At 71.6% G+C, this 23,618-nt stretch carries 25 protein-coding genes and 1 pseudogene; 15 read left to right on the plus strand and 11 right to left on the minus strand.

Annotated features, from left to right (window positions below):
• The first annotated feature begins 100 nt into the window (after positions 1 to 100).
• Positions 101 to 1,063, plus strand: coding sequence for an NAD(P)H-dependent flavin oxidoreductase (locus tag ACZ42A_RS24825; protein ID WP_468529442.1), 963 nt, complete (start codon positions 101 to 103; stop codon positions 1,061 to 1,063).
• 37 nt (positions 1,064 to 1,100) lie between these two features.
• On the opposite strand, the gene ACZ42A_RS24830 is transcribed toward ACZ42A_RS24825, so the two are convergent.
• The gene (locus ACZ42A_RS24830; protein WP_468529443.1) at positions 1,101 to 1,790 is read right to left on the minus strand and encodes a DUF6882 domain-containing protein; all 690 of its coding nucleotides are present in this window, start codon (positions 1,788 to 1,790) and stop codon (positions 1,101 to 1,103) included.
• Between the two features lie 126 nt (positions 1,791 to 1,916).
• On the opposite strand from ACZ42A_RS24830, the gene ACZ42A_RS24835 reads away from it, so the two are divergent.
• The 5 genes from ACZ42A_RS24835 (at position 1,917) to ACZ42A_RS24855 (ending at position 7,602) form a co-directional block, all read left to right on the plus strand.
• A complete protein-coding gene (locus tag ACZ42A_RS24835) occupies positions 1,917 to 3,476 on the plus strand; it encodes a hypothetical protein (RefSeq protein ID WP_468529444.1) in 1,560 nt (519 codons plus the stop codon).
• 43 nt (positions 3,477 to 3,519) lie between these two features.
• Positions 3,520 to 3,984 (plus strand): EF-Tu/IF-2/RF-3 family GTPase, encoded by a 465-nt coding sequence (locus tag ACZ42A_RS24840; RefSeq protein ID WP_468529445.1) that lies wholly within the window; start codon positions 3,520 to 3,522, stop codon positions 3,982 to 3,984.
• A gap of 218 nt (positions 3,985 to 4,202) precedes the next feature.
• Entirely contained in the window at positions 4,203 to 4,841 is a 639-nt protein-coding gene (locus tag ACZ42A_RS24845) for a BlaI/MecI/CopY family transcriptional regulator (RefSeq protein WP_468529446.1), read from the plus strand.
• A gap of 141 nt (positions 4,842 to 4,982) precedes the next feature.
• Complete coding sequence (locus tag ACZ42A_RS24850) at positions 4,983 to 6,512, plus strand: carboxylesterase/lipase family protein (protein WP_468529447.1); 1,530 nt, start codon at positions 4,983 to 4,985, stop codon at positions 6,510 to 6,512.
• A 265-nt stretch (positions 6,513 to 6,777) separates the two neighbouring features.
• The gene (locus ACZ42A_RS24855) at positions 6,778 to 7,602 is read left to right on the plus strand and encodes a bestrophin-like domain (protein ID WP_468529448.1); all 825 of its coding nucleotides are present in this window, start codon (positions 6,778 to 6,780) and stop codon (positions 7,600 to 7,602) included.
• Here ACZ42A_RS24855 and ACZ42A_RS24860 read toward each other — a convergent pair.
• Entirely contained in the window at positions 7,575 to 8,048 is a 474-nt protein-coding gene (locus ACZ42A_RS24860; protein ID WP_468529613.1) for a GNAT family N-acetyltransferase, read from the minus strand. The two genes, ACZ42A_RS24855 and ACZ42A_RS24860, sit on opposite strands and share 28 nt — an antisense overlap.
• 90 nt (positions 8,049 to 8,138) lie before the next feature.
• Positions 8,139 to 8,414 (minus strand): annotated as a pseudogene (locus ACZ42A_RS24865) (cupin domain-containing protein); the annotation flags it as partial.
• A gap of 119 nt (positions 8,415 to 8,533) precedes the next feature.
• On the opposite strand from ACZ42A_RS24865, the gene ACZ42A_RS24870 reads away from it, so the two are divergent.
• On the plus strand, positions 8,534 to 9,202 hold the full coding sequence (locus tag ACZ42A_RS24870; RefSeq protein ID WP_468529449.1) for an HAD-IA family hydrolase: 669 nt from the start codon (positions 8,534 to 8,536) through the stop codon (positions 9,200 to 9,202).
• A gap of 26 nt (positions 9,203 to 9,228) precedes the next feature.
• On the opposite strand, the gene ACZ42A_RS24875 is transcribed toward ACZ42A_RS24870, so the two are convergent.
• The 6 genes from ACZ42A_RS24875 to ACZ42A_RS24900 form a co-directional block, all read right to left on the minus strand.
• Positions 9,229 to 9,885, minus strand: coding sequence for a maleylpyruvate isomerase N-terminal domain-containing protein (locus ACZ42A_RS24875; protein ID WP_468529450.1), 657 nt, complete (start codon positions 9,883 to 9,885; stop codon positions 9,229 to 9,231).
• Positions 9,886 to 9,971: 86 nt separating this feature from the next.
• The gene (locus ACZ42A_RS24880; RefSeq protein WP_468529451.1) at positions 9,972 to 10,604 is read right to left on the minus strand and encodes a potassium-transporting ATPase subunit C; all 633 of its coding nucleotides are present in this window, start codon (positions 10,602 to 10,604) and stop codon (positions 9,972 to 9,974) included.
• Positions 10,605 to 10,609: 5 nt separating this feature from the next.
• The gene (kdpB, locus tag ACZ42A_RS24885) at positions 10,610 to 12,778 is read right to left on the minus strand and encodes a potassium-transporting ATPase subunit KdpB (RefSeq protein ID WP_468529452.1); all 2,169 of its coding nucleotides are present in this window, start codon (positions 12,776 to 12,778) and stop codon (positions 10,610 to 10,612) included.
• Positions 12,775 to 14,439 (minus strand): potassium-transporting ATPase subunit KdpA, encoded by a 1,665-nt coding sequence (gene kdpA, locus ACZ42A_RS24890; protein WP_468529453.1) that lies wholly within the window; start codon positions 14,437 to 14,439, stop codon positions 12,775 to 12,777. The genes kdpB and kdpA overlap by 4 nt, the downstream gene beginning before the upstream one ends.
• A gap of 32 nt (positions 14,440 to 14,471) precedes the next feature.
• Positions 14,472 to 14,561: a K(+)-transporting ATPase subunit F gene (kdpF, locus tag ACZ42A_RS24895; protein ID WP_018566520.1), complete on the minus strand. Its 90-nt coding sequence runs from the start codon at positions 14,559 to 14,561 to the stop codon at positions 14,472 to 14,474.
• Positions 14,558 to 14,683, minus strand: a complete 126-nt coding sequence (locus ACZ42A_RS24900; protein ID WP_468529454.1) for a hypothetical protein — start codon at positions 14,681 to 14,683, stop codon at positions 14,558 to 14,560. Before ACZ42A_RS24900 ends, kdpF begins: the two co-directional genes overlap by 4 nt.
• A 230-nt stretch (positions 14,684 to 14,913) precedes the next feature.
• On the opposite strand from ACZ42A_RS24900, the gene ACZ42A_RS24905 reads away from it, so the two are divergent.
• The 3 genes from ACZ42A_RS24905 (at position 14,914) to ACZ42A_RS24915 (ending at position 16,313) form a co-directional block, all read left to right on the plus strand.
• Complete coding sequence (locus tag ACZ42A_RS24905; protein WP_468529455.1) at positions 14,914 to 15,381, plus strand: hypothetical protein; 468 nt, start codon at positions 14,914 to 14,916, stop codon at positions 15,379 to 15,381.
• A 26-nt stretch (positions 15,382 to 15,407) separates the two neighbouring features.
• Positions 15,408 to 15,734: a hypothetical protein gene (locus ACZ42A_RS24910; RefSeq protein ID WP_468529456.1), complete on the plus strand. Its 327-nt coding sequence runs from the start codon at positions 15,408 to 15,410 to the stop codon at positions 15,732 to 15,734.
• An 81-nt stretch (positions 15,735 to 15,815) separates the two neighbouring features.
• Positions 15,816 to 16,313, plus strand: a complete 498-nt coding sequence (locus ACZ42A_RS24915) for a carboxymuconolactone decarboxylase family protein (protein WP_468529457.1) — start codon at positions 15,816 to 15,818, stop codon at positions 16,311 to 16,313.
• Positions 16,314 to 16,346: 33 nt separating this feature from the next.
• On the opposite strand, the gene ACZ42A_RS24920 is transcribed toward ACZ42A_RS24915, so the two are convergent.
• On the minus strand, positions 16,347 to 18,014 hold the full coding sequence (locus ACZ42A_RS24920) for an amidohydrolase (RefSeq protein ID WP_468529458.1): 1,668 nt from the start codon (positions 18,012 to 18,014) through the stop codon (positions 16,347 to 16,349).
• Between the two features lie 88 nt (positions 18,015 to 18,102).
• On the minus strand, positions 18,103 to 19,302 hold the full coding sequence (locus ACZ42A_RS24925) for a hypothetical protein (RefSeq protein ID WP_468529459.1): 1,200 nt from the start codon (positions 19,300 to 19,302) through the stop codon (positions 18,103 to 18,105).
• Between the two features lie 95 nt (positions 19,303 to 19,397).
• Between ACZ42A_RS24925 and ACZ42A_RS24930 the strand changes: the two genes are divergently transcribed.
• From ACZ42A_RS24930 to amiA, 5 genes are all read left to right on the plus strand, one after another.
• A complete protein-coding gene (locus ACZ42A_RS24930; protein WP_468529460.1) occupies positions 19,398 to 20,387 on the plus strand; it encodes an ABC transporter substrate-binding protein in 990 nt (329 codons plus the stop codon).
• 98 nt (positions 20,388 to 20,485) lie between these two features.
• Positions 20,486 to 21,418, plus strand: a complete 933-nt coding sequence (locus ACZ42A_RS24935; protein WP_468529614.1) for a FecCD family ABC transporter permease — start codon at positions 20,486 to 20,488, stop codon at positions 21,416 to 21,418.
• Positions 21,419 to 21,432: 14 nt separating this feature from the next.
• Entirely contained in the window at positions 21,433 to 22,488 is a 1,056-nt protein-coding gene (locus ACZ42A_RS24940) for a FecCD family ABC transporter permease (protein WP_468529461.1), read from the plus strand.
• Positions 22,489 to 22,533: 45 nt separating this feature from the next.
• The gene (locus ACZ42A_RS24945) at positions 22,534 to 23,331 is read left to right on the plus strand and encodes an ABC transporter ATP-binding protein (protein ID WP_468529462.1); all 798 of its coding nucleotides are present in this window, start codon (positions 22,534 to 22,536) and stop codon (positions 23,329 to 23,331) included.
• Between the two features lie 82 nt (positions 23,332 to 23,413).
• On the plus strand, positions 23,414 to 23,527 hold the full coding sequence (gene amiA, locus ACZ42A_RS24950) for a streptamidine family RiPP (protein WP_004004115.1): 114 nt from the start codon (positions 23,414 to 23,416) through the stop codon (positions 23,525 to 23,527).
• Positions 23,528 to 23,618: the final 91 nt, after the last annotated feature.

Here is a 23,618-nt window from a genome sequence, read left to right on the forward strand (position 1 = left end):
GTGGACTGACGGCGCGTCGGCCCGTGCGCCGGTGCGGTCCCGGGGCAGCATGGTCGAGCGGCTCCGCTCAGCCCGGTCGCGGCGCCGGAAGGAGACGACCATGCTTCGGACACGGCTGTGCGACGTACTCGGTATCGAGGTGCCCGTCATCGGTGCACCGTACGGGCCCTATGAACAGGTCGACCTCGCCGCGGCCGTGTGTGGGGCGGGAGGCCTCGGCAGCCTGGGCACGGCGTTGCGCCCGGTGGCCGATCTGCGGCGCCAGTGGGCCCGTATGCGGGAACTGACCGACCGGCCCTTCGCGATCAACCACACCCTCCGGCCGCTGAACGAGGAGGCGTTCCAGGCGACGCTCGACGAGCGTCCGGCTGCCGTCTCCTTCCATCTCGGGGTGCCCGCCGATCTGGTCCGGCGCGCGCACGACGCGGGCATCCTGTGGATCCAGCAGGTCATGGACGTCCAGCAGGCCGAACAGGCCGTACGCGCGGGCGTGGACGTCATCATCGCCCAGGGCGGCGAGGCGGGAGGCCAGGGCGGCGAGGTGGCCACCATGGTGCTGGTTCCGCAGGTCGTGGACGTTGCGGGCGAGACGCCCGTCGTCGCCGCCGGCGGGATCGCCGACGGCCGGGGGCTGGCGGCCGCGCTCGCCCTGGGCGCGCAGGGCGTGGCCATCGGCACCCGCCTGCTCGCCTCGGTGGAGATGGGGATCGCCGAGGAGTGGAAGACCCGGATCGTCGCCGCCGACGCACGCGACACGATCAAGGTGGCCCACAGCGACAGGTTCATGCCGCCGTTCTCCCGGCCCGACGCCTACGGCTTCCCCCGGTCGCTGCGTACGCCGTTCCTCGAAGACGTCGAGGAACATCCCGAGCAGGTGCGACCCGCCGAGGTGGGTCCCCGCATCGTGGAGGCCTTGCTCACCGGACGGGGGCACGAGTTCGTGCCGTTCACCGGGCAGTCCGCGGCCCTCGTCCACGACATCCTTCCGGCCGCCGAGATCGTACGGCGGATGGTCGAGGACGCGGCGACGATCCTGCGCCGGAACGCCACGGTCACGCCGTGACCGGTGAGCAGCGCCACGCGTGAGAGACCCCTCGACGTCAGTGGCCGACCTTCGTCGCGATGCCGGCGATCCGTCCTTGCGCGTCGAAGTCCACCTCGATCGCGTCGCCGCCGGGCAGCTCGGCGACGATACGGTCGCCCTCGACGCGCTGGGGCACGCCGTGGTGGTCGAAGTACCCGCCGACGACCTGCCGAGCCGCGTACCCGATCAGTCCGGCACCGGTGAGCAGCGTCCGCGGCAGTGACACGGGATCCAGGCCGGTGCGCGGCACCCGTGTGTCGTCGGGCAGGAAGTAGACCTGCGTGGCCGGTCCCGCCGGAACGCCGATGTACCCGGGTGCTTCGGCCACTCCCATCCCGGTGAAGGCGAGCAGCTCCGCCGCGTGCCGCGGGTCGTCGAAGCCGGACAGCGGCAGGACCTCCTGGGTCAGCTCGGGGATCCCCTGCGCCCGCCCGTATCGCTCGACCGCGCCGGCCAGGGCGACGACTTCGGTGCCCTGAAGGCCCGGGTTGGCCCAGCCCCACATCCAGGACTGCTCGTCCATGTCGTACGTGCCCAGCACGGCCACGCGCAGTTCCAGGCCTCCCTGCCGGTACAGGCAGGACGACAGGTCGGCGGTCCACGGGCCTTCGGGCAGGAACTCGGTCAGGGCGTCGAGTTGTGCCGCGCCCCAGGCGGCATGCCGTTCGGCCTCCAGGAGGAACGGGTCGCTGAATCCACTCACCATGCCCTGACCCTACGGGGCGGCCACAACTGCCGACCGATCAGGGGTCCCGACTGCGGTGAACACGGACTGCCGGTCCTGTGCGTAATCCAGGAGCCGTTGGAGGCTTCGGCCGTACAGGATGGCCTTGTGAACCATGTCCTGTGCGGACTCGCCGCCAACCCGTCCCTTCCGTCCCGGCTGATCGACCGGCTGATCGACCTCGCGGACGCCGACCTCGCCGCCGACCTCGCCGCTCGCCCGGACCTCACGCGCGCGCAGGTGTGTGCCCTGGCTGCGGGGAGCGAGGAGGCCGCCGTACAACTCGCGTACGAGGGTCGGCTGACGGCCGCCGACATCGACCCCCTGACGCGGCCGCACGCCGCACTCGCCCTTCTCGATGTGGGTGCGGGCCCGGCCGAGTGGGCGCGTATGTTCGCGTCGGATCCGGACATCGGTCGCCGGGAGAAGCTGGCCGCCTGCCGTGCCCTGCCGGCCGATGTGGTGGAGACCCTCGCCGCCGACCCGGACGTACGCGTCGTCGCGGAGCTCGCGTTGTGGACGACGCCCGACGTCAGCGCGCGGCTCGCAGGGCATCCTCACGCAGAGGTCCGGCGGGCGGTGGCGGCGAACGAGGCGACACCGCCGGCCGTACTGGGCATGCTGATCACCGGAGAAGGACTCGCTCCTGCCCGACGGTGTCTGGTCTGCGACCGCGAAGAGACGCCGTTCGTGCACGATCCCCACTGTCCGCGGCTCGACTGCGACCTCCGTGCGGGCGCCTCCTGCGACGGCTCCCACCAGTCCACCGTGTATGAGACACAGCAGATGGCGCTGCGGAACCCGGCCACACCGACCGAGGCCGTCGTGCGCTTCGCCGACCACCCCTCGGCGCTGTTGCGCACCGAACTCGCCGCCCGGCCCGACCTGCCGCCGCACGTCGCCGGACGCCTCGCCGGTGATCCGATTCCGGGCGTCCGCGCCACCCTCGCCGAGAATCCGTTCATCGACGATGCCCTCATGCGCGCACTGGCCGACGACCAGGGCCCCGACGTGCAGCGTCACCTGGCGCACAACCCGCATGTCCCGCTGGACGTACTCACCCGCCTGGCCGGTGTCACCCGGATCGGCCCGACACTGCTGCCACGCGTCGCCGCCGCCTCTGCGGTGGAGATCGCGGAGCCGGCCGCGTCACGGAACCCGGCTGTGCGCATGCTCGTGGCAGCCCGCCGTGATCTGCCGGCCGAGATCCGCGACGCGCTCGCCGCCGATCCTGACGCGAAAGTCGTCAAGTCCGTGGCACCGCACCCGGGACTGTCCGACGCCCGGCTGCGCGCCATGGTGGACCGGCATGGGTCACAGGTCGTCGCCAGGGTGGCGGCCAACCCGGACGCGTCGCCCGCACTGCTCGAAGACCTGTCTCGTCGCCAACCCCCGGTGAAGAAGGCGCTCCGCGCAATCGCCCGGCACCGTAACGCGACGGCCACGGCACTGCTCGCCTGCCTCACGGACGACCGGGCCAGGCCCATAGCCGCCGGACACCCCACACTGCCGCCGCAGACCATTGTCGAGCTGCTCGGCGACAATGACGGGCAAGTGGCCCAAGCGGCGGCCGCCAACCCGTCCCTGCCTGTCTCCGTGATGGCGACGCTGGTGCCAGAGGCGGGGAGTATGGCCTTTCCCGCCGGACAGGATCACCGCCAGGTCTGATCCGGCGGGACATGACAGCTGTATGCCTTGGGAGCGTGGGTTGGTGGGTGCCGTGCACGAGCCGTTTCTGATGTCCGTCGAGGACGGCTTCGCCCAGAGCCACGGCAAGGTGGTCGTCGCGGCGGGCCGGATCGCACGTGGGCGAGTTGGCCGAGGCGACGAGGTGGAACTCGTCGGCTTCGGCAGCGACCTGGTGGCTCAGGTCACCGACATCGACGCGGGCGGTCTGCGCGTCGACGAGGCCAGGGCGGGCATGAACGTGGGCCTCGTGCTGGGAGGTGTGGCCACGGGGGCGGTTGAGCGAGAGCAGGTGCTCGCGGCGCCGGGTTCGATCGAGGCACACGACGGCTTCGTTGCGGACATCGCGGTGCTACCGGAAGAGGAGGGCGGTGCCGAAATGGTCAGTGGTCAGCGTCTTCACTTCTCCATCTGTGCAGCGGCCGTGGGCGGCGTGGTGACGCTGCCCCATGACATCGACCTGCTGCGCCCGGTTCATCAAGAGGCGTGACAGTCATGCTCGAACGGCCCGTCGCACTGGAAGTAGGCCAGTCCTTCGCTTTCCGTCACCACGGTCGCGCCGCCGGATCCGGGACGGTGACCCAACCCCTGCGCACACACCCCCATCCGGTTCGGCGTCCGAACTGACCGCATTCAGCCGTACTATCGCTATCTCACACAGCATGGCAGCATGTGCGGCCAACCGGCCTGAGGAAAGGTTCGAACGTCATGCCCGAAAACACCACGGATTCCAGCAACCTGGCATCGCAGTACGCCGCTCAGGTGACCACCGACCTCGAGCGCAATGTCAAAGAGCAGGAACGCATCAGCGGTGAAATCGCAGCCCTGCAGGAGCAGTTGGCCGGACTTCAGCGCGACCACACCGTACTGATGAACATGCAGCAGGCGCTCGGCCTCACGCCCGCGCTCACCGAGACCGCGCCGACCGCCGACGCGCCCGTGGTACCCGCTCCCCGTAAGAGGGGCTCCGCTTCCGGCCGGACGGCCAAGCAGACGCGAGCGAAGAAGACCACCACGGCCGCGCCCGGCAAGGGCAAGTCCGGCAAGCAGGCCACCCGCAAGGCTCCCGCCGTCGCCGCCGAGAAGGCGGACAAGCCCACGCTGGTCGACCTCGTGCGCAGCCACCTCACCGGACTGAGCGAACCCCGCTCGGCCGCGGAGGTCGCCTCCGCGCTCGAACAGGCCCATCCCGAGCGGAGCATCAAGACGACCGTCGTCCGCACGACCCTCGAAGGGCTCGTCGCCAAAGGCCAGGCACAGCGCACCAAGCAGGGCAACTCCGTGTTCTACACGGCCCCCGAGAAGGCTGAGCAGGAGTCCCAGGCTGAGGCGCCCACGACGCCTTGAGCAGCCCGGCGTCACAGGCCGGTGCGCAGGAAGGGCGTCCGGCGTCCGTACCCGAGAATTAGGTTGCCCGCCGTCGGAGGCCTGATGAGGATGGGCCCGAAAGATCGTCAACCTCGTGAGGGCCCATCCATGCACGTCACCGTGCCCACCACAGCAGGCCCGGTCCGCGGGCGCCGGACGGGAGACGTCACGGTGTTCGCCGGGATCCCGTACGCGGCCCCGCCGTTCGGACCGCGGCGGCTGCAGCCGCCCGAGCCTCCGGAGCCGTGGTCGGGGGTGCGGGACGCCTTCGGCTACGGCCCGTCCGCGCCCCAGCCCGGTTACCTTCCCGCGATGGCCGCTCTCCTCGCGGAGGCCGAGGAGCAGGGTGAGGACTGTCTGAACCTCAATGTGTGGACACCTGCCCCGGGCCGTACCGGCGGGCGGCTTCCGGTGATGGTGTGGATCCACGGCGGGGCGTTCCGCAACGGAGCCGGTTCGCTGCCCGCGTACGACGGGGCGCGGCTGGCCGCCGACGGCGTCGTGTGCGTCACCCTCAACTACCGGCTCGGCGCGGAGGGTTTCCTGCTGCTGCCCGACGGTACGTCCAACCTCGGTCTGCTGGACCAGATCGCCGCGCTGGAGTGGGTCCGGGACAACATCGCCGGCTTCGGCGGCGACCCGGACAACGTCACCGTCTTCGGCCAGTCCGCGGGTGCCATCAGCATCACCGCGCTCATGACCATGCCGAGGGCCCGCGGGCTGTTCCGCCGCGCGATCACGCAGAGCGGTGCCGGGCACCACAGTCACCCCGAGGACATCGCCCGGCGTGTCACCGAGCGGCTGGCGGCCCTCGCCGGCGCCGAGCCGACGGGTGAGGGGCTGGCCGCCGTACCGCCCGAGCGGCTCGTCGCCGCCGAGCGCGCGCTGGGCCGGGAGATCGCGCAGGCGGAGGACCCCGGGCAGTGGGGCGAGTCGGCGGGCGGCGGCACCACGGTGCTGCCCGTGGTGGACGGGATCACGCTCCCGCAGCGGCCGATCGACGCCATCGCCGGCGGAACCGGCGGGGACATCGATCTCCTCACCGGCACGACGACCGAGGAGTTCCGTCTCTTCCTCGTCCCCCTGGGTATTGCCCCGCACATCACGGACGAGGTGCTGCACGGCTTCCTCGCCGGGCTCGGGCTCGACCCCGCCGAGGCCCGTCGCGTCTACGGCGCCGCGTGTCCCGGCGCCGCCCCCGGCGATCTGCTCTCCGCGGCCATGACCGACCACGCGTACCGGATCCCCGCCCTGCGGGTGGCCGAGGCGCGGGCCGCGTGCGGGGCGGAGACGTTCGTGTACGAGTTCGCGTGGCCGTCGCCCGCCCTGGACGGTGCCCTCGGCTCCTGCCATCTCGTGGACGTGGGCTTCGTGTTCGGCAATCTCTCCGATCCGCTGCTCGGTTCCGACGCCCCGCAGGAGCTGTCCGACCGGATGCGCGAGGCGTGGATCTCCTTCGCCCGGACCGGCCGCCCCGGCGGGAGCGCCGCGTCCGGCGGTTCGCTGCCGCCCTGGCCGGCGTATGCCGAACGGCGGTCCGTCATGCGGCTGGGCGACGGCGCACCTGCCGTGCACGACGACCCCTCGGCCGGGACACGCGGACTCTGGGACGGTCTCCGTCTCCCCCGGCGGGCCCCGATCCGCGCCTGACGGACGGCCGTCCGGGACATACGTGGTGCGGCACCCTGCGGTCCTGCGGGATACGCGGTGCCGCACCGGAGGTGCGGGTGCCAGAGGTTCTCCCAGCCCGTCAAGACCAGCGCATCCAGCCGGAGTCGTGGCACCGCTCGGTCCGCCGCGCGCCCGCGGCGTCCGTCCTCACGCCCCCGCGAACGGGCTGCCCGCCCCTGGAGCGGACCCACCATGATTCATAGCCTCCTGGTGGACGCCCGCTCGCACGCTGGGAGATCCGCCCATGGTCCAGGCACTGACCGTCGCGGTGATGGCCGCAGCCTTCCTCGCCGGCCTGGTCGCCCACGGCTACCGTCACCGACGGGCCGCCGGCGACGGGGACGACAGCTCGGTCAGTGACCTGATCAGCCCCCTGGAGACGCTGGCGGTGGTGCTGGTCGCCTTCGTCATCGTCGTCGCCGCCGAATCCTACGGAACGGCCCGTCAGGCCGCCGACACCGAAGCCAGCCGGATCGACCACCTGTACGAGGTCGCCGACTACGCCCCCGAACCCGAGCGCCGGCACATCCAGGCCGCCGCGATCTGCTACACCCGCGCGGTACGCGCCCACGAATGGCCGCTGATGACCGAGGGCGGTGGCGCGTCCCCCGAAGTGTCGGTGTGGTCCTCCCGGTTCCGTGCCCACTTCAAGGAGCTGGCCGCCCTTCCCGACGACCGGTTCCAGCTCCTCGTCAGAGCCGACGACGACCGGTCCAAGGCCCGCCACGCCCGTATCGGGGAGGCCACGCCGGCGATCCCACCCGTCGTGTACTGGTTCATGGTGATCTCCCTGGCCGCGACCATCGGTGCCTTCGCATTCGGCCTGCCCGCCTCCCGTACCCGCGGCCACCTGGTCCTGCTGTCCGCCCTCACCGTCCTCTTCACCGGCTCCCTGCTGCTGATCCAGGACATCGATCGGCCCTTCGACGGCCAGATCCGCATCACGGACGCGGCGATGAGCGAGGCCGCCGCCGACATCACCGCCGACTTCCGCCACGACCACCCCGGCGCCCGCCTGCCGTGCGACGCGAAGGGGAACCCTCACTCCGGCCGAGACCGGCGTCCGTGACGCTCAGTGTGTGGCGCGCGGACCATGAACACGTCCACCGGGTCCTCGGTCTCCACGCTGAACCCGTGCCGCTCGTACAGCCGCCGGGCCGGGCTGCCCTGCAGGACGTTCAACCGGACCGGGGTGTCGGTGCGGTCGCAGCGCTCCAGCAGCATGGTCAGGACAGCGGAACCGATGCCCCTGCCCTGGAGGCCCGGGTCCAGGTAGAAGTGCTCCAGCCACTGGGCGTCTTCCGCCGGCCGCAGTGCCACGCAGCCGGCCAGAGCGCCGTCCACCTCGATCACCCAGGTGTGAGCCGGGGTAAACCCGTCCCGCAGCCGCTGCCGGACGCGCTGCTCGTCGTACCGTCCAAGACGTTCCAGATCCGCCTTCAGCACCACGGCCCGCAGCTCGGCCACCGCCTCGACGTCCGCGGCCGAAGCCGGCCGTATCGCCCAGTCCGCCATGATCGCGATGCTATCGCCGCATGGGCATGGCAACTCCGGGCCGTCGCCGAGGTTTGGCTCCACAGGTGAAACCTGCTCGACGATGACGAGCGTGCCCTGGCTGCCGGAGCGCACGGCATGCTCCACGCCCGCCTCGACGACGTACATCTCCCCCGCACGCAGTTCGATCTCAGTGCCGTTGGCCAGCAGACGCAGTGTGCCGTCCAGCACCAGCAGTGCCTCCGCCGTGTCATGGGATTCCGGTTCCAACGGGCGTCCGTCCATGCGCAGCACCTTCAGCCCCGTACGTCCGACCTGCCCGAGCAGGAGTGAACTCCAGGCCTCGGGCAGGTCGGCCGCTGTCTTCCGTAGGTCGACAACCTTCATGGCATGCCTCCTGGTCGTGATCAAGGAATGCGGTGACGTTATGACAGGGGGGCGCGGTGTTGGTCGACCGTCAGGTAAAACCTCCGGCTGTCCCTCCTGCCGCCTGGCATGATCAGCGCGTGATCACTGAAACGGCGCTGCCGATCCGTACGAGGTATGTCCTGTTCGATGTCGACGGCACGTTGATCGACGCGGTGGACAACCAGCGCCGCGTGTGGCGGACGTGGGCGCAGCGGTACGGGCTGGATGCCGACCAGGTCTACCGGGTGGCTCTGCGGACCCGGCCGATGGAGACGTTCGCTCAGGTCGCCGCGGAGCACGATCCGCGTGAATGCCTGGCCGCGCTGCACGAGTTGGAGGACGAGGACGTCCGGTCCGGCGTCTACGGGGCCTTCGACGGCGCGGCGGAGTTGCTGCACCGGCTGCCTCCGGGTTCGTGGGCGCTGGTGACCTCGAACTACGAGCACCGGGTGCGCGGCCGCTTCCTGCGGACGGGTCTGCCGATGCCGGAGGTGATCGTGGACGCGGCCGCGGTCGAGGAGGGCAAGCCCTCGCCCGTCCCGTATCTGCGCGCCGCCGCGCGGCTGGGTGCCGCGCCGGAGGACTGCCTGGTCGTCGAGGACGCCCCGTCCGGGGTGGAGTCCGGGTTGCGGGCCGGGATGACGGTGTGGGGCGTGAACACCGCTGCCGCCGTGGAGGGCGTGCATCGCCACTTCACGGAACTGCGTGAGGCGGTGCCTCACGTCCTGGCCTTCTTGTCGGGGCCTCGGGGGAACGCGGCGGCCTGAGCGCGGGCGCGGGCGTGGGAGATGGCTCAGCCGAGGACGAGTGGCAGTCTCGCGGCCAGTTCGCCGAGTTCGGTCTGCTCCGCGTCGGTCGGGACACGCCGCCCGGTGCCGACCAGCAGGGCGTCCCGGTCGGAGAACGACGCGGGGAACGCGGCCCCGGCGATCTTCTCCAGCATCTCGCGTGACCGGGCGAGCCCTTCCGCGGGTGGTCCCGCGACGTGCGGGAGGTACGCGGTCAGGTCGAGGTGGTGCAGCGTCCACTCCAGGACGTACGCGGAGAGGTAGTCGCCGGCGGTGAGGACTTCGCCGCGGGTGCCGACCCGGAGGCCCGGGTCGGCGAGTCCGGCCGCGCGACCGGCGGCGGAGCCGACGTCGTCGAGGTGGAACTTCAGCAGCCACGGCTCCTGGTACGCGGCGGCCAGCCGTACGATCAGCGCGTCGAGCGGGTCGTCACCGGTCGGCGGTGTCTCCGCGACCTCCCAGTAGGTCACCGCGTCACGGGTCGGTTCCGTATCGGCGGGGGTCACCAGGGTGATCAGGACGTCCTGCGCGTCGATGACCAGGTGGCACACCAGGTCCCGCACGAGCCAACCCGTACAGCCGGACGGCTGTGCGAAGTCCTCGTCCGAGAGCTCCGCGACCGCCGTGCGCAGCGCCGTCCACGAGCGTGAGAAGAGATCCACGTCGGCACGGTAGTGCGGTGCCGGAAGGGCGGACAAGCGGATATGCCTTCCGGGTCACCGACTCCCGTGCGGGGCGCGCGAGGCCGTCACCGCTTCGCCACGAGGTCCCTGAGCGCGATGTTCAGTTCCAGGACATTCACCCGGGGCTCGCCGATGAAGCCGAGGGTGCGGCCTTCGGTGTGTTCCTCGACGAGCTTGCGTACCTCGGCGACGGGCAGCTGGTTCCGGAGGGCGACCCGGTGCACCTGGAGGTCGGCGTACTGCGGGGAGATGTGCGGGTCGAGTCCGGAGCCGGAGGAGGTGACCGCGTCGGCGGGGACCTGGGACGGCCTGACCGTGTATCCGGGCACCGAGTTGTCCCTCACGACCTTGGCCTTGGCCTCCTTGACCCAGGTGATGAGTTCGGGGTTGTCCGCGCTGCGGTTGGTGGCCCCGGACAGGATGAGCCGGTATCGGGTGTTGATCGAGTTCTCGCCCAGCCCGTTGGCGGGGCGTGGCTGGAAGTAGTCCAGGCTGTAGCCCTGCTGGCCGATCAGGGACGAGCCGACGACCTTTCCGTTCGCCTCGATCTCGGAGCCGTTCGCCTTGTCGGGGAACAGTCCCTGGGCGATGCCGGTGACGACCAGCGGGTAGATGACGCCGGTCACCAGGGTCAGCGCCAGGAGGGCGCGCAGACCGGCACCGAGCAACCGGGCCGTGTTGGTGAGGGAGTTGTTCATGACGGTCAGCCGATTCCGGGGATGAGGGAGAGAAGCAGGTCGATGAGTTTGATGCCGATGAAGGGGGCGATCAGCCCGCCGATGCCGTAGACGGCGAGGTTGCGGCGCAGCATCTTGTCGGCGCTGACCGGCCGGTACCGCACGCCCTTCAGGGACAGCGGCACGAGCGCGACGATGACGAGTGCGTTGAAGATGACCGCGGAGAGGATCGCGGAGTCCGGCGAGGACAGGCCCATGATGTTGAGCTTGTCGAGGCCGGGGTAGACCGCCGTGAACAGCGCGGGGATGATCGCGAAGTACTTCGCCACATCGTTGGCGAGGGAGAACGTCGTCAGCGCGCCCCGGGTGATGAGCAGCTGTTTGCCGATCTCCACGATCTCGATCAGCTTGGTGGGGTTGGAGTCGAGGTCGACCATGTTGCCGGCCTCCTTGGCGGCCGACGTGCCGGTGTTCATCGCCACGCCGACGTCGGCCTGGGCCAGGGCCGGCGCGTCGTTGGTGCCGTCGCCGGTCATCGCCACCAGCTTGCCGCCCGCCTGTTCGCGCTTGATCAGCGCCATCTTGTCCTCGGGGGTGGCCTCGGCGAGGAAGTCGTCGACGCCCGCCTCCGCCGCGATCGCCTTCGCCGTCAGCGGGTTGTCGCCCGTGATCATGACGGTCCTGATGCCCATCCGGCGCAGTTCCTCGAACCGCTCCCGCATGCCCTCCTTGACCACGTCCTTGAGGTGGATGACACCCAGGACGCGGGCGCCCGCCGAGTCCTCGACGGCGACGAGGAGCGGCGTACCGCCCGCCGCGGAGATGCGGTTGGCGATACCGTCCGCGTCGTCGGCGACCGTGCCGCCCCGCTCCCGGACCCAGGCGATGACGGAACCGGCCGCGCCCTTGCGGATCCTCCGGCCGTCCACGTCGACGCCGGACATCCGGGTCTGCGCGGTGAACTCGATCCATTCGGCACCCGCCAGTTCGCCCTGGTGCCGTGCGCGCAACCCGTACTTCTCCTTGGCGAGTACGACGACGGAGCGGCCCTCGGGTGTCTCGTCGGCCAGCGACGACAGCTGGGCGGCGTCGGCCAGTTCGTCCTCCGTGGTCCCGCGCACCGGTACGAACTCCGCCGCCTGCCGGTTGCCCAGCGTGATCGTGCCGGTCTTGTCCAGCAGCAGCGTCGAGACGTCACCGGCGGCCTCGACCGCCCGCCCGGACATCGCCAGCACATTGCGCTGGACGAGCCGGTCCATGCCCGCGATGCCGATCGCGGAGAGCAGCGCGCCGATCGTGGTGGGGATCAGGCAGACCAGCAGCGCCACCAGCACGACCATCGTCAGGTGCGTGCCGGCGTAGGCGGCGAACGGCGGCAGGGTGGCCACCGCCAGCAGGAACACGATCGTCAGGGATGCCAGCAGGATGTTGAGCGCGACCTCGTTGGGCGTCTTCTGCCGCGCCGCGCCCTCCACCAGGTTGATCATGCGGTCGATGAAGGTCTCACCGGGCTTCGTCGTGATCCTGACGACGATCCGGTCGGAGAGGACCTTCGTGCCGCCGGTGACGGCGCTGCGGTCGCCGCCGGACTCCCGGATGACCGGCGCCGACTCGCCGGTGATAGCGGACTCGTCGACGGAGGCGACGCCCTCGACGACGTCACCGTCGCCGGGGATGACGTCTCCCGCCTCGCACACCACCAGGTCGCCGATCCTCAGGTCTGTGCCCGGCACCCGCTCTTCGCGGTCCCCCACGAGGCGGCGGGCGACCGTGTCGGTCTTGGCCTGGCGCAGGGTGTCCGCCTGCGCCTTGCCGCGGCCCTCCGCCACGGCCTCCGCCAGGTTGGCGAAGACGACGGTCAGCCACAGCCAGGCGCTGATCGTCCAGCCGAACCAGTCCCCCGGGTCGGTGAAGGAGAAGATCGTCGTCAGGACCGAGCCGATCCAGACCACGAACATCACCGGTGACTTGGCCTGCACCCGCGGGTCGAGCTTGCGGAAGGCGTCCGGCAGCGACCTGACCAGCTGCGTGGGGTCGAAGAGGCCCGCGCCGACACGGCCTTCCGGGGGCTTGTTCCCGGTCGGTGCGTCCTGGTGAGGCGCGAGAGTGGGAGTGGACACGGCGTCCTTCTGGTTCTCGATGTCGGTGGTCGTGTGCTTGATGTCGGTGGTCGAGTGCTCGATGTCGGTGGTCATGCCGCCAGCCCCTCGGCGAGCGGGCCCAGCGCGAGGGCGGGGAAGTACGTCAGACCGGTGATGATCAGGATGGCGCCGACCAACAGGCCGGTGAACAGCGGCTTCTCGGTGCGCAGGGTGCCCGCCGTGACCGGAACCGGCTGCTGCCCGGCGAGCGAACCGGCGAGCGCGAGGACGAACACCATCGGCAGGAAGCGGCCCAGCAGCATCGCGATGCCGAGTGTGGTGTTGAACCACTGGGTGTCCGCGTTCAGACCGGCGAAGGCGGAGCCGTTGTTGTTCGAGGCGGAGGTGTAGGCGTAGAGGATCTCGGAGAATCCGTGCGCCCCGCTGTTGGTCATGGAGTGCGGCGGCGTCGGCAGGGCCATCGCGAAGGCGGTGAGGACGAGCACCAGGGCCGGGGTGACGAGGATGTGGCAGGCCGCCAGCTTGATCTCGCGGGTGCCGATCTTCTTGCCCAGGTACTCGGGTGTACGGCCGACCATCAGGCCCGCGATGAACACCGCGATGACCGCCATGATCAGCATGCCGTAGAGGCCGGAGCCGACACCGCCGGGCGCGATCTCGCCCAGCATCATGCCGAGCATCGTGATGCCGCCGCCGAGTCCGGTGAAGGACGAGTGGAAGGAGTCCACCGCGCCGGTGGAGGTGAGCGTGGTCGACACCGCGAAGATCGAGGAGCCGCCGATGCCGAAGCGGACCTCCTTGCCCTCCATGGCACCGTGCGCCGACTCCAGGGCCGGGCCGTGGTGGGCGAACTCGGTCCACATCATCAGGGCGACGAAGCCCAGCCAGATGATGCCCATCGTGGCCAGGATCGCGTAACCCTGCCGGACCGAGCCGACCATCACGCCGAAGGTCCGGGTGAGGGAGAACGGGATCACCAGGATCAGGAAGATCTCGAAGAGGTTGGAGAACGGCGTCGGATTCTCGAAGGGGTGCGCGGAGTTGGCGTTGAAGTAGCCGCCGCCGTTGGTGCCCAGTTCCTTGATGGCCTCCTGCGAGGCGACCGCCCCGCCGTTCCACTCCTGCGGGCCGCCCATGAACTGGCCGACCTCGTGGATGCCGGAGAAGTTCTGGATCGCGCCGCAGGCGACGAGGACGACCGCGCCGACGGCGGCCAGCGGCACGAGGACGCGGACCGTGCCGCGCACCAGGTCCGACCAGAAGTTGCCGAGTTCTCCGGACCGGGACCGGGCGAAGCCGCGCACGAGCGCGACGGCCACCGCCATCCCCACCGCGGCGGACACGAAGTTCTGCACGGCCAGGCCGGCGGTCTGCACGACGTGGCCCATGGCCTGCTCGCCGTAGTACGACTGCCAGTTCGTGTTCGTCGCGAACGACACCGCGGTGTTGAACGCCTGGTCCGGGTCGATCGAGGCGAAGCCCAGCGAGCCGGGCAGCACGCCCTGGAGCCGCTGCAGGGCGTAGAGGAACAGGACACCGATCAGGGAGAAGGCCAGTACGCCGCGCAGGTACGCGGGCCAGCGCATCTCGGTGTCGGGGTCGGCACCGATGCCCCGGTAGATCCACTTCTCGACACGCCAGTGCTTGCCGGAGGAGTACACCCTGGCCATGTAGTCGCCGAGGGGGAGGTGGACGAGCGCCAGTGCGCCGAGGAGGGCGAGCAGTTGGAGCACGCCGGCGGTTACGGGACCCATGCTGCCCGCCGCGGTAACGGCTGATGTCACCGTCAGAACCTCTCCGGGAAGATCAGGGCGAGGACGAGATAGCCCAGCAGGGCGACGGCCACGATCAGGCCGACGACGTTCTCGGCGGTCACAGCTTCGTCACCCCCTTGGCGACGAGAACCACGACGGCGAAGACCGCGAGCGTGGTGACGACGAAGGCCAGATCGGCCATCGCGAACTCCTGGAGTGAGGTGCGGTGCAAACGGACGATCACAGCAAAGCCCTCCGTGGCCGGAAAGGACCGTCCGTTGACAGCTCTCTTACGCCGCCGCCCTCGGCTTTGACGGGACTTTGACGGCCCCGGCTCAGCGGTCGTCCTCGACGGCGAACACGTGCGTGAGTCCCGAACACGCGCGACCGAAACGCCAGGCCGCGCCACCCCTTCCGGACCCTGCATATATGCACCAGCATGAGGGGCCCTGAACGGGCGCACTGGGGGTGGAGATGCCGATCCGCACGTCGACGCAGGCCATCGAGTGGCTCGCCGCGGCTGCCACGGATCCTCGGGCCTGCAAACGGCAGTGGGATCAGCCACCGGGGACGGCGCTGCTACAGGCGGGCCGGTTCTGGGACGTGCTCAGCGTCCCCGAGGAACTCGGTCTGTGCGCCCTGGATCTGATCAGCCGTGTTCCGCTGCCCGCCCCCGGGCCCACCCTGGTGGACTGCGCGGCCCGCAGAATCGGTTTCTTCCTCCCACCGGACCCGGTCGGCCTGTGGACGGGTGCGGGGGTACGCCACGCCGGCCGGGGATCCTGGGTCGCGGTACCCCCGCCCTACCGGGCCGCCGACCGCCTGGAATGGCTGATCCCGCCCGACGGCACCGGCGTCCTGCACGACCCGGGGCGCGTGGAACTGGCCCTGCGCGAGGCGACCTCCGCCCTCGCCGTGCCGGCCGCCGCCAGTCGCCCGTGACCCCATCCCCCAAGGTGGAGCCATTCATGCCCGACGACACGGACACGCCACGACACGATCCCTACATCTCGGGAGCCCGGAGCAAGAGCGATCACACCGCGTCCGGGGACGCCCACACCGACGACTGCCGCTGGTGCGCCGCCCTCCGGGAGGCGGCCTTCCCGACGGAACAATCGCCACGACACGACCCGTACGTCTCCGGGATACGGGACGTCGCCGCTGACGGGGGCACCGGCAGCGGTTTCACCTCACGGGCGGATCCGCTCCGGACGACCCGGCCGCAGGCGACCGGACGCATGACCGGCCGGCTCGCCTGGCTGGCCGGACGCTGGACGAACCGCCGTGGCGGCTGACAGCCGAACAAGTTCGACTTTCAACATTCACTCGTTGATGATAGGAGGAGGAACACGTGATCGCTCGATGAAGGAGACGGTGTGACAGAGACGGCGGCGGTGAGGCCCGGCAGCCGGGTCTTCGTCGACAAGCAGAGCCCCGAGGCGTATCGCGCGCTGACCGCCACCGCGGAGGCCGTGAGGGGCGTGGCCGCGGCGGCGGGGCTGGACCGGATCCTCGTCGAACTGATCAATCTGCGCGTGTCCCAGCTCAACGCCTGTGCGTACTGCCTCAGCCTGCACACCCGGGCGGCATTGCGGGCGGGCGAGTCCACCCAGCGACTGGGCGTGCTGGCGGCCTGGCGCGACACCGAACTCTTCAGCCCCCGGGAGCGCGCCGCACTGGCGCTCGCCGAAGCCACCACGCACCCCGCGGACGCGACGGCGCAGGCCACGGCGTACGACGACGCCCGGTCCACGCTGTCCGACGACGAGATCTCCGCGGTGATCTGGGCCGCGATCACCATGAACGCCTTCAACCGGGTCTCGATCATGAGCAAGCACCCGGTGCGGAGCGGTTCCACGCTGCCACAGCAGTGAACCGGGCCGCGGCAGCAAGACCGGATGGCCTGCTCAGGCGTCGGGTGCCGCGTGGACGCGTCGTCCCTCGACGAAGGTCTCCAGCACGCGGGTGGCGGCGATCTCCTCGGTCGGGCCCGCGAACGGGTCCCGGTCGAGGACCACGAGATCGGCCGACTTGCCGACGGTGATGCTGCCGGTGGTGCCGTCGAGGTGGTTCACGTAGGCGCTGCCCGCCGTGTACGCGGCGATGGCGGTGCCGAGGTCGAGTCGCTGCTCCGGGAGGAAGGCGGGGGTGCCCTCGGGCGCGTCGGGCGCGATGCGGTTGACGGCGACATGGAGGGCCTGGAGCGGATCGGGGCTGCTGACCGGCCAGTCGCTGCCCGCGGCGAGCGTCGCGCCGGCGCGCAGCAGCGCGCCGAAGGGGTACTGCCGTGCGCCGCGTTCGGCGCCGAGGAAGGGCAGGGTCAGTTCGTCCATCTGCGGTTCGTGGGCGGCCCACAGCATCTGGAGGTTGGCGGTCGCGCCCAGGGTGCGGAACCGGGGGACATCGTCGGGGTGCACGACCTGGAGGTGTGCGAGGTGGTGCCGCGTGTCCCGCCATCCGTTGGCCGTGCGGGCGGCCTCCACGGCGTCGAGCGCCTCGCGCACCGCGCGGTCGCCGAGCGCGTGGAAGTGGACCTGGAAGCCGAGCGCGTCGAGTTCGGTGACGTACTTCCGCAGCTCGCCCGGCTCGACGAAGCTGATGCCGCTGCTGTCCGAGGCACAGCCGCAGGCGGTCAGGTACGGGTCGAGCAGGGCGGCGGTGTGGTTCTCGGCGATGCCGTCCTGCATGATCTTCACGGTGGACGCGCGGAACCGGCCCCAGCTCAACTCCTCGCGACGCGCGACGAGTTCCGGGATCTGCTCGGCGCCGCGCTCGCGGTCCCACCACAAAGCGCCGACCACGCGGGCGGTGAGCAGGCCCCGGTCGAGGGCGGCGCGGTAGGCGGGTGCCGGGTCGGTCATGTTGGTGTACGTGCCGACGATGGCGTCCTGCCAGGCGGTGACGCCGTGGGAGTGCAGCACGGCCTGGGCCCGCAGCAGGGCGGCGAGTTGTTCCTCCGGTGTGGGATCGGGCACCAGCCGGCCGACGAGGTGAACCGCGCCCTCCTGGAGCATGCCGGTGGGGTTGCCGTCGGCGTCGCGCTCGATGCGGCCGTCGGCGGGGTCGGGCGTACGGGCGTCGATGCCCGCGCGCTCCAGGGCCCGGCTGTTGACCCAGGCGCCGTGGTGGTCGCGGTTGGGCAGGAAGACGGGGCGGTCCGGGACGATCGCGTCGAGGGCGGCGGCGGAGGGAGAGCCGCCGGGGAACGCCTCCAGGGACCAGCCTCCGCCGGTGATCCACTCGACGTCCGGGTGCTCGTCGGCGTACGCCCTGATCCTGCGCAGGTACTCGGCCGGGTCGGCGGTGTCGCCGAGATGGCACAGGCCGAGTTCCAGGCCCGCGCCCTGCGGGTGGACATGGGCGTCCTGGAAGCCGGGCAGCAGCAGCTTCCCGGCGAGGTCGACGACTTCGGTGCGCGGCCCGATCAGCTCGTGCACCTCGTCGTGCCCGACGGCGACGACGCGTCCGCCGCGCACGGCCACGGCGGTGGCGCGGCTGCGGGCGGGATCGACGGTGTGCACGGGTCCGCCCGTGAGGACGAGATCGGCCGGTCCGGTGACCCGGGGATGTGACATGAGAGTGGACTCTATAGGGGTCGTATGGGCCGGGGGTCGTATGGGCAGGAGTTGTACGGGCAGGGCTATACGCGGGACTTACGCCCCGTCACCGCCCCACCAGGTCACGCTCCGGGCCGTCCGTCCGTGGCAGGAGAGTCGCGTGGCCGCCGTGATGGAGCGGGGTGTCCAGTTTGAGGCGGTTGACCTCGTGGCCGGAGCGGGCGTCGACGAGGTGGACCTCGCCGTGGCCGCCGCGGGTCACGGCCACCCAGTCGGCGCCCGGCGACGCGGCCACCGCCCGGCGTTGGACGCCCTCCCAGGGGGTGTTGCCGCGCCGGGGTGCCCCGTCCATGGCGGGGAGGGGGACGCGCGACGCGGCTCCCTCGGTGTCGAGCAGGATCAGCTCGTCGCCGTCGGGGTGGATGCGGGCGAACGCGGTGTGACTCCGGGACAGGGCCAGCCGGAAGACGAGTCCGGGGCCGAGTTCCGTGACGGTCGTGGTATGCGCGTCCAGGTCGTGGCGCCACGCCTGGTTGGTCCATTCCGGCCAGCGCAGCGGGTCCGCCGGGCCGCCGCGCAGGGTGGACCACAGGGCGCGCCGTCGCGGATCCAGCCGTAGGTACCAGCCGCGGGCGGGTGCGCCCCAGGGGATCACCGGCTCGGCGACCAGGGTGTCGCCCTCCCGCCGCGCCCGGTGCACCCCTTCGCCCGTGGCCGCGAATATCCGTGCGGCGCGCGGGTCCTGGGCGTCACCGTGCCCGTCGTCGGGCAGGGGCAGGCGGGCGTCGGGGGTGACGGGCGGGCAGCCGGGCGGTGCGGCGAGGAGATCGGCGAGGCGGTGTACGGCCAGGGCGCCCGGCTCCCGGTGCCGGAGGACGACGAGCGGCTCGTCCGGACCGAGCACCGTGACGCCGGGCTCGCCCGCGCGGGTGCGCACCCGGACGGCGTCCCCCGTGGCCAGATCCACGAGGGTGACCAGGTCCGACCACGGGGCGGAGTTCTTGCCGAGTCCGGTCGTGACGGCCACCCACCGGCCGGAGGGGTCGGCGGCGAGGTGCTCGGCCGGTACCGCCACGGGTATCGCGGCCGCGACCGGTCCCCGGCCGTACGGGTCGAGGACGAGCAGCTCGCCCCGGCGGTCGTCGACGCAGGCCACCCGCTCCCCCGGCAGGGCCAGGAAGCCGGCGTGCTCGGAGAGGTGACGGCCCGGCAGCCGACCCGCCTCGGCGCCGTCCGGCACGGTCAGGAGGTGGACGCACCCGTCCACGTGGTCGGAGACCAGGAGCAGCGGTTCGGTCGTCGTCATCGGCGGTCCTCCGTCGGCACATTGAGGCATGGATGAAAATGATTATCATGTATGGTCGGTGCGTTTCCGGACCACGAGAAGAAACGAGGGCACCGATGCTGCGCTCACCCTTGCGCGCCATACGCCGCGCACTGGCCGCTGTGATCCTGGGTTCCGTCCTGGTCGCGTGCGGCGCCTCCGCCGACACCTCGACCGGGAGCGGGGCGGGCGCCGGCGACGCGAAGGCCGCCGTCACCGATGTCACGGTGAAGCCCATCAAGGAGACACGGCGGTTGACGGACGCGCGCGGCGTCACCGTCTCCCTCAAGGACAAGCCGGAGCGCATCGTCTGCCTGGTGGCGCTCTGCGACGACATCCTCACCGAGCTGGGCATCGTGCCCGTGGCCACCAACAGCCAACTCCTCGCCCAGCCGGGCTTCCTGGGGGCCGAGAAGGCGAAGAAGGTCGCGGTGATCCCCGGCGGGTTCATCGCCCCCGAGGTAGAGGCCATCCTCTCCCACAAGCCCGACCTGGTGATCGGTCTCGAGGACACTCACGGCAAGCTCGCCCCCGCACTGAAGGGCGCCACCACGTTCTGGCCCATGCAGCCCACCAAGTGGGAGGACAGCGTCGGCTATCTGCGCGACGTCGCGGCCCTCACCGGCCGTACGGCGGAGGGCGAGAAGGCGGAGAAGACCTTCCGCACCAAGCTCGCCGAGGCCGAGCGGAAGAAGAGCGACAAGACCGCGCTGATCATCTACGGCAGCGACGAGAACTTCGGTGTCGCCACCCCCGGCACCGACGTGGCCGCCGGTCTGTTCCCCAAGCTCGCCGAGTACCCCTGGAAGTCCCGTGGCGTCGAGGGCAGTTACAGCCTCGAGGAGATCCTCGCCCAGGACGTGGACGTGCTGTTCGTCGAGACGATGAGCTTCGGCGAACCGGACGGCAAGCTGTCGGAGAAGCTGGCGAAGAACCCGCTGTGGGGCAAGATCCCGGCCGTCGAGAACGGCGACGTCCACGAGGTGAACTCCGAGGTGTGGGCCAAGGGGCGCGGCACCCGCTCGCTGGGCATCGTCCTCGACGAGGCCGTGGCCGCACTGCGGTGAGCACGCCCACCGAGACAGCCGCACCGGCGGAGGTCCGCTCCGCCGGTGCGCCGGAACGGCGGCGGCCGGGAGCACGGTCCGGGGCACAACTCGCGGCCCTGGCCGTCCTCCTCGTCGTGGCGTCGTGGTGCGCGCTGTGCCTCGGCACGCCTTACGTCCCCCTCCACCGGCTGTTCGGCGGCGACGAGATCACCCGGGTCGTCGTCACCGAGCTGCGGGTGCCCCGGCTGGTGCTCGCGCTCGTCGCCGGCGCCTGCCTGGGCGCGGCGGGACTGGTGCTCCAGGAGGCCCTGCGCAATCCGCTGGCCGTCCCCGAGATGCTGGGCGTGTCGTCGGGGGCGGCCCTCGGTGTCGCCGCGCCCCTGGTGCTGGCGGTGGCGGTGCCCGCCGCCGTCCAGCCGCTGCTCGCCGTCGGCGGGGCCGCGCTCGGCGGCGGACTGACCCTGCTGGCGGCCGGACTCGGGCGCAGCCCCTCCGCCGTACTGCTCACCGGAGCCGCGGTCGCCGCCGCGTTGCAGGCCGCGCTGCTCGTGCTCATGGTCATGGCCGACCAGCTCGACCTCCAGCTCATCTACCGCTATCTGCTCGGCTCGCTCTCCGCCCGCACCTGGGAGGACGTGACGGGGCTGTGGCCGTGGCTGCTGGTCGCGGTCCCCGCGCTCGTGCTGTGCGCCCCGGTGCTCGCGGTGCTGCGGCTGGGTGACGACGACGCCGAGGCGCTGGGCGTGCGGGTGCGGCGAGCGCGGTTCACGGCGCTCGCCGTCGCCGTCGTCCTGATCGCCCCGGTGACCGCCGTGTGCGGCCCGGTGGCCTGGGTCGGCTTCCTCGCCCCGCACCTGACCCGGCGTCTCAACCCCCGCTCCGACGCGGTGGGCTGGCTGCCCTGGTCGGCGGCGTGGGGTGCGGCCGTGGTGGCCGTCGCCGACGTACCGGCCCGGCTCGCCCTGGCGCCCGTGGAGACACCCGCCGGCGCCTGGACCGCGCTGCTCGGCGTCCCGGCCGGGGTGGCACTGCTGCGGAGGGCGCGATGAGCAGGACATTCGGTATGGCCCCTCACGGATCCGAACCCACCGGGAGGCCCACGAGGGCACGGCACACTCTGCGCTACGGCGTGTTGGCCGCGCTGCTCCTGCTGGCCGCGGCCGCCTCGCTGCTGGCCGGGCGGGCCATGTCCCCGGGCGTGGTCTGGGAGGTGCTGACCGGCGGGGGCGGCCCCCTGGACCGCCATGTGCTGTTCCAGCTGCGGCTGCCGCGCCTGCTGGTGTCCCTCGGCGCGGGTGCCTGCCTCGGGGTGGCCGGTCTGGTGCTCCAGTCGGCCCTGCGCAACCCGCTCGCCGGTCCCGAGGTCACGGGCGTGACGCCGGGCGCGGTGCTGGGCGCGGTCACCGCGACGGGGCTCGGCCTCGCGGGGTGGCAGTCGCCGTTCGCCGTGGTCGTCGCCGCGTGCGCGGGCGGCTGCGCCGGGGCGGGGCTGCTCTGGCTGCTGACCGGGCGCGGCCGGAGCGATCCGGCGCAGACCGCGGTGCACGGCGTCCTGGTCTCGGCGGTGCTCGGCGGGCTCACCGCAATGGTGCTGCTGGTCGCGCCGGGCGAACTGGGCAGTGTCGTGCAGTGGCTGGTCGGCAGCACCGAGGGCCGGGTGTGGGAGCACTGGCATCTGCTGTGGCCGTGGGCGTTGCCCTGGCTGGTCATGGCGTGGCTGCTGTCCGGGCCGCTGACTCTGCTGCGCTGCGGGGACGAACTCGCCGCCGCGGCCGGGCTGTCGGCCGCCCGTGCCCGGACGCTCGCCCTGCTGTGCGCGGTGGCGCTGACGGCGGGCGCGGTGGCCTCGGTGGGCGCGCTGGGCTTCGTGGGGCTGCTGGTTCCGCATGTCGCGGTGGCGGTGTTCGGAGCCGATCTGCGCGTCGCGCTGCCGGGCGCCGCGCTGTTGGGCGCCGTCGTGGTGTGCGGGGCGGACGCGGCGGCACAGGCGGCGTCACGGCTGCTGGCGTCGGTGGGCGACGCCGACCGGCTCACGCTGCCCGTCGGAGCGCTCACCACCTGCGCCGGTGCGGTGCTGCTGCTGATCGTCGTGCGCCGCACGCCGAGCGCGAGTTTCTAGTCGCGGCGGATCCGCCGGACGCGATAAGGACGTAAAGGACATGGCATGAGCGAACCCGTCGGCATCCGGGTCGAGGGGGTCCACTTCGGATACCCCGGCCGGCCCGTGCTGCGCGGCGTCGACCTGGTCGTCGAGCCGGGCGAACTGACCGCCCTGGTCGGGCTGAACGGCTGTGGGAAGTCGACCCTGCTGCGGCTCGCGGCCGGGCTGCTGCGGCCCGGCGAGGGACGTGTGCTGCTGGGCGGACACGACCTGGCCCGGCTCTCCCGGCGGGCCGCCGCCCGCCATGTGGCCCTGCTGCACCAGTCCGCGCCGGCCGTCCCCGGAATGACGGTGCGTCAGCTCGTACGTCAGGGGCGGTACGCCGCGCGCGGCCCGCTCGGCATGCTGCGCGAGGGCGACGACGCGGTGGTGCGGCGCGCGCTGGAGGACGTCGGCGTGGCGCACTGGGCCGACCGCCCGGTGGAGGCGCTCTCCGGCGGCGAGCGGCAGCGGGTGCGGCTGGCCATGGCGCTCGCGCAGGACACCCGCGTCCTGCTGCTCGACGAGCCGACCACCTACCTCGACCTGCACCACCAACTCGACGTGCTCCAGACCGTGGTGCGGCTGCGTGCGGAACGCGGCCTGACCGTCGTCATGGTGCTGCACGACCTCGCCCACGCCGCTCGCTTCGCCGAGCGGATCGTGGCGCTGCGGGACGGGCGCGTGGTGGCCGACGGGGCGCCCAAGGAGGTGGTCACACCCGGTTTCCTCGCGGACGTGCTGCGGGTCGCGGGCCGGGTGGGCCGGGATCCCGAGGGGGACTGGCCGGTGTGTTACCCAGATCACCCGCTCTCCAGCTAGCAAAACGATAATCATATTCATTAGTGTTCCTCACGTGGCGCTCAGCAGAACGCCGCAAACCCCTTGTGAAGGAGGAACGTTCGTGGAGAACGAGCAGGTCTTCGCGCCGATCGCCGACCCGGGTCAGCTGGCCCACGACTCGGCGTCCCACTCCAACGCCCTCGTCGAGAACCCCTTCGACGACACCGAGGAGTAAGCGAGGGCTCTCCCCTCACTCGCGGGCCCGTCCTCCCAGGGCGGGCCCGCTCCGACTTCCCGTCTCTTCGGCCCCGTACCGCTCCCCCTCC

The organism is Streptomyces sp. NPDC030838 (assembly GCF_055572035.1).

Excerpts from the sequence above, each read along its gene's own strand:
- ACZ42A_RS24825 (WP_468529442.1), top strand. The coding sequence starts at position 101 with ATGCTTCGGACACGGCTGTGCGACGTACTCGGTATCGAGGTGCCCGTC.
- ACZ42A_RS24830 (WP_468529443.1), bottom strand. The coding sequence starts at position 1,790 with ATGGTGAGTGGATTCAGCGACCCGTTCCTCCTGGAGGCCGAACGGCAT.
- ACZ42A_RS24845 (WP_468529446.1), top strand. The coding sequence starts at position 4,203 with ATGCCCGAAAACACCACGGATTCCAGCAACCTGGCATCGCAGTACGCC.
- ACZ42A_RS24855 (WP_468529448.1), top strand. The coding sequence starts at position 6,778 with ATGGTCCAGGCACTGACCGTCGCGGTGATGGCCGCAGCCTTCCTCGCC.
- ACZ42A_RS24860 (WP_468529613.1), bottom strand. The coding sequence starts at position 8,048 with ATGGCGGACTGGGCGATACGGCCGGCTTCGGCCGCGGACGTCGAGGCG.
- ACZ42A_RS24880 (WP_468529451.1), bottom strand. The coding sequence starts at position 10,604 with ATGAACAACTCCCTCACCAACACGGCCCGGTTGCTCGGTGCCGGTCTG.
- kdpB (WP_468529452.1), bottom strand. The coding sequence starts at position 12,778 with ATGACCACCGACATCGAGCACTCGACCACCGACATCAAGCACACGACC.
- kdpA (WP_468529453.1), bottom strand. The coding sequence starts at position 14,439 with ATGGGTCCCGTAACCGCCGGCGTGCTCCAACTGCTCGCCCTCCTCGGC.
- ACZ42A_RS24905 (WP_468529455.1), top strand. The coding sequence starts at position 14,914 with ATGCCGATCCGCACGTCGACGCAGGCCATCGAGTGGCTCGCCGCGGCT.
- ACZ42A_RS24910 (WP_468529456.1), top strand. The coding sequence starts at position 15,408 with ATGCCCGACGACACGGACACGCCACGACACGATCCCTACATCTCGGGA.
- ACZ42A_RS24920 (WP_468529458.1), bottom strand. The coding sequence starts at position 18,014 with ATGTCACATCCCCGGGTCACCGGACCGGCCGATCTCGTCCTCACGGGC.
- ACZ42A_RS24925 (WP_468529459.1), bottom strand. The coding sequence starts at position 19,302 with ATGACGACGACCGAACCGCTGCTCCTGGTCTCCGACCACGTGGACGGG.
- ACZ42A_RS24930 (WP_468529460.1), top strand. The coding sequence starts at position 19,398 with ATGCTGCGCTCACCCTTGCGCGCCATACGCCGCGCACTGGCCGCTGTG.
- ACZ42A_RS24940 (WP_468529461.1), top strand. The coding sequence starts at position 21,433 with ATGGCCCCTCACGGATCCGAACCCACCGGGAGGCCCACGAGGGCACGG.
- ACZ42A_RS24945 (WP_468529462.1), top strand. The coding sequence starts at position 22,534 with ATGAGCGAACCCGTCGGCATCCGGGTCGAGGGGGTCCACTTCGGATAC.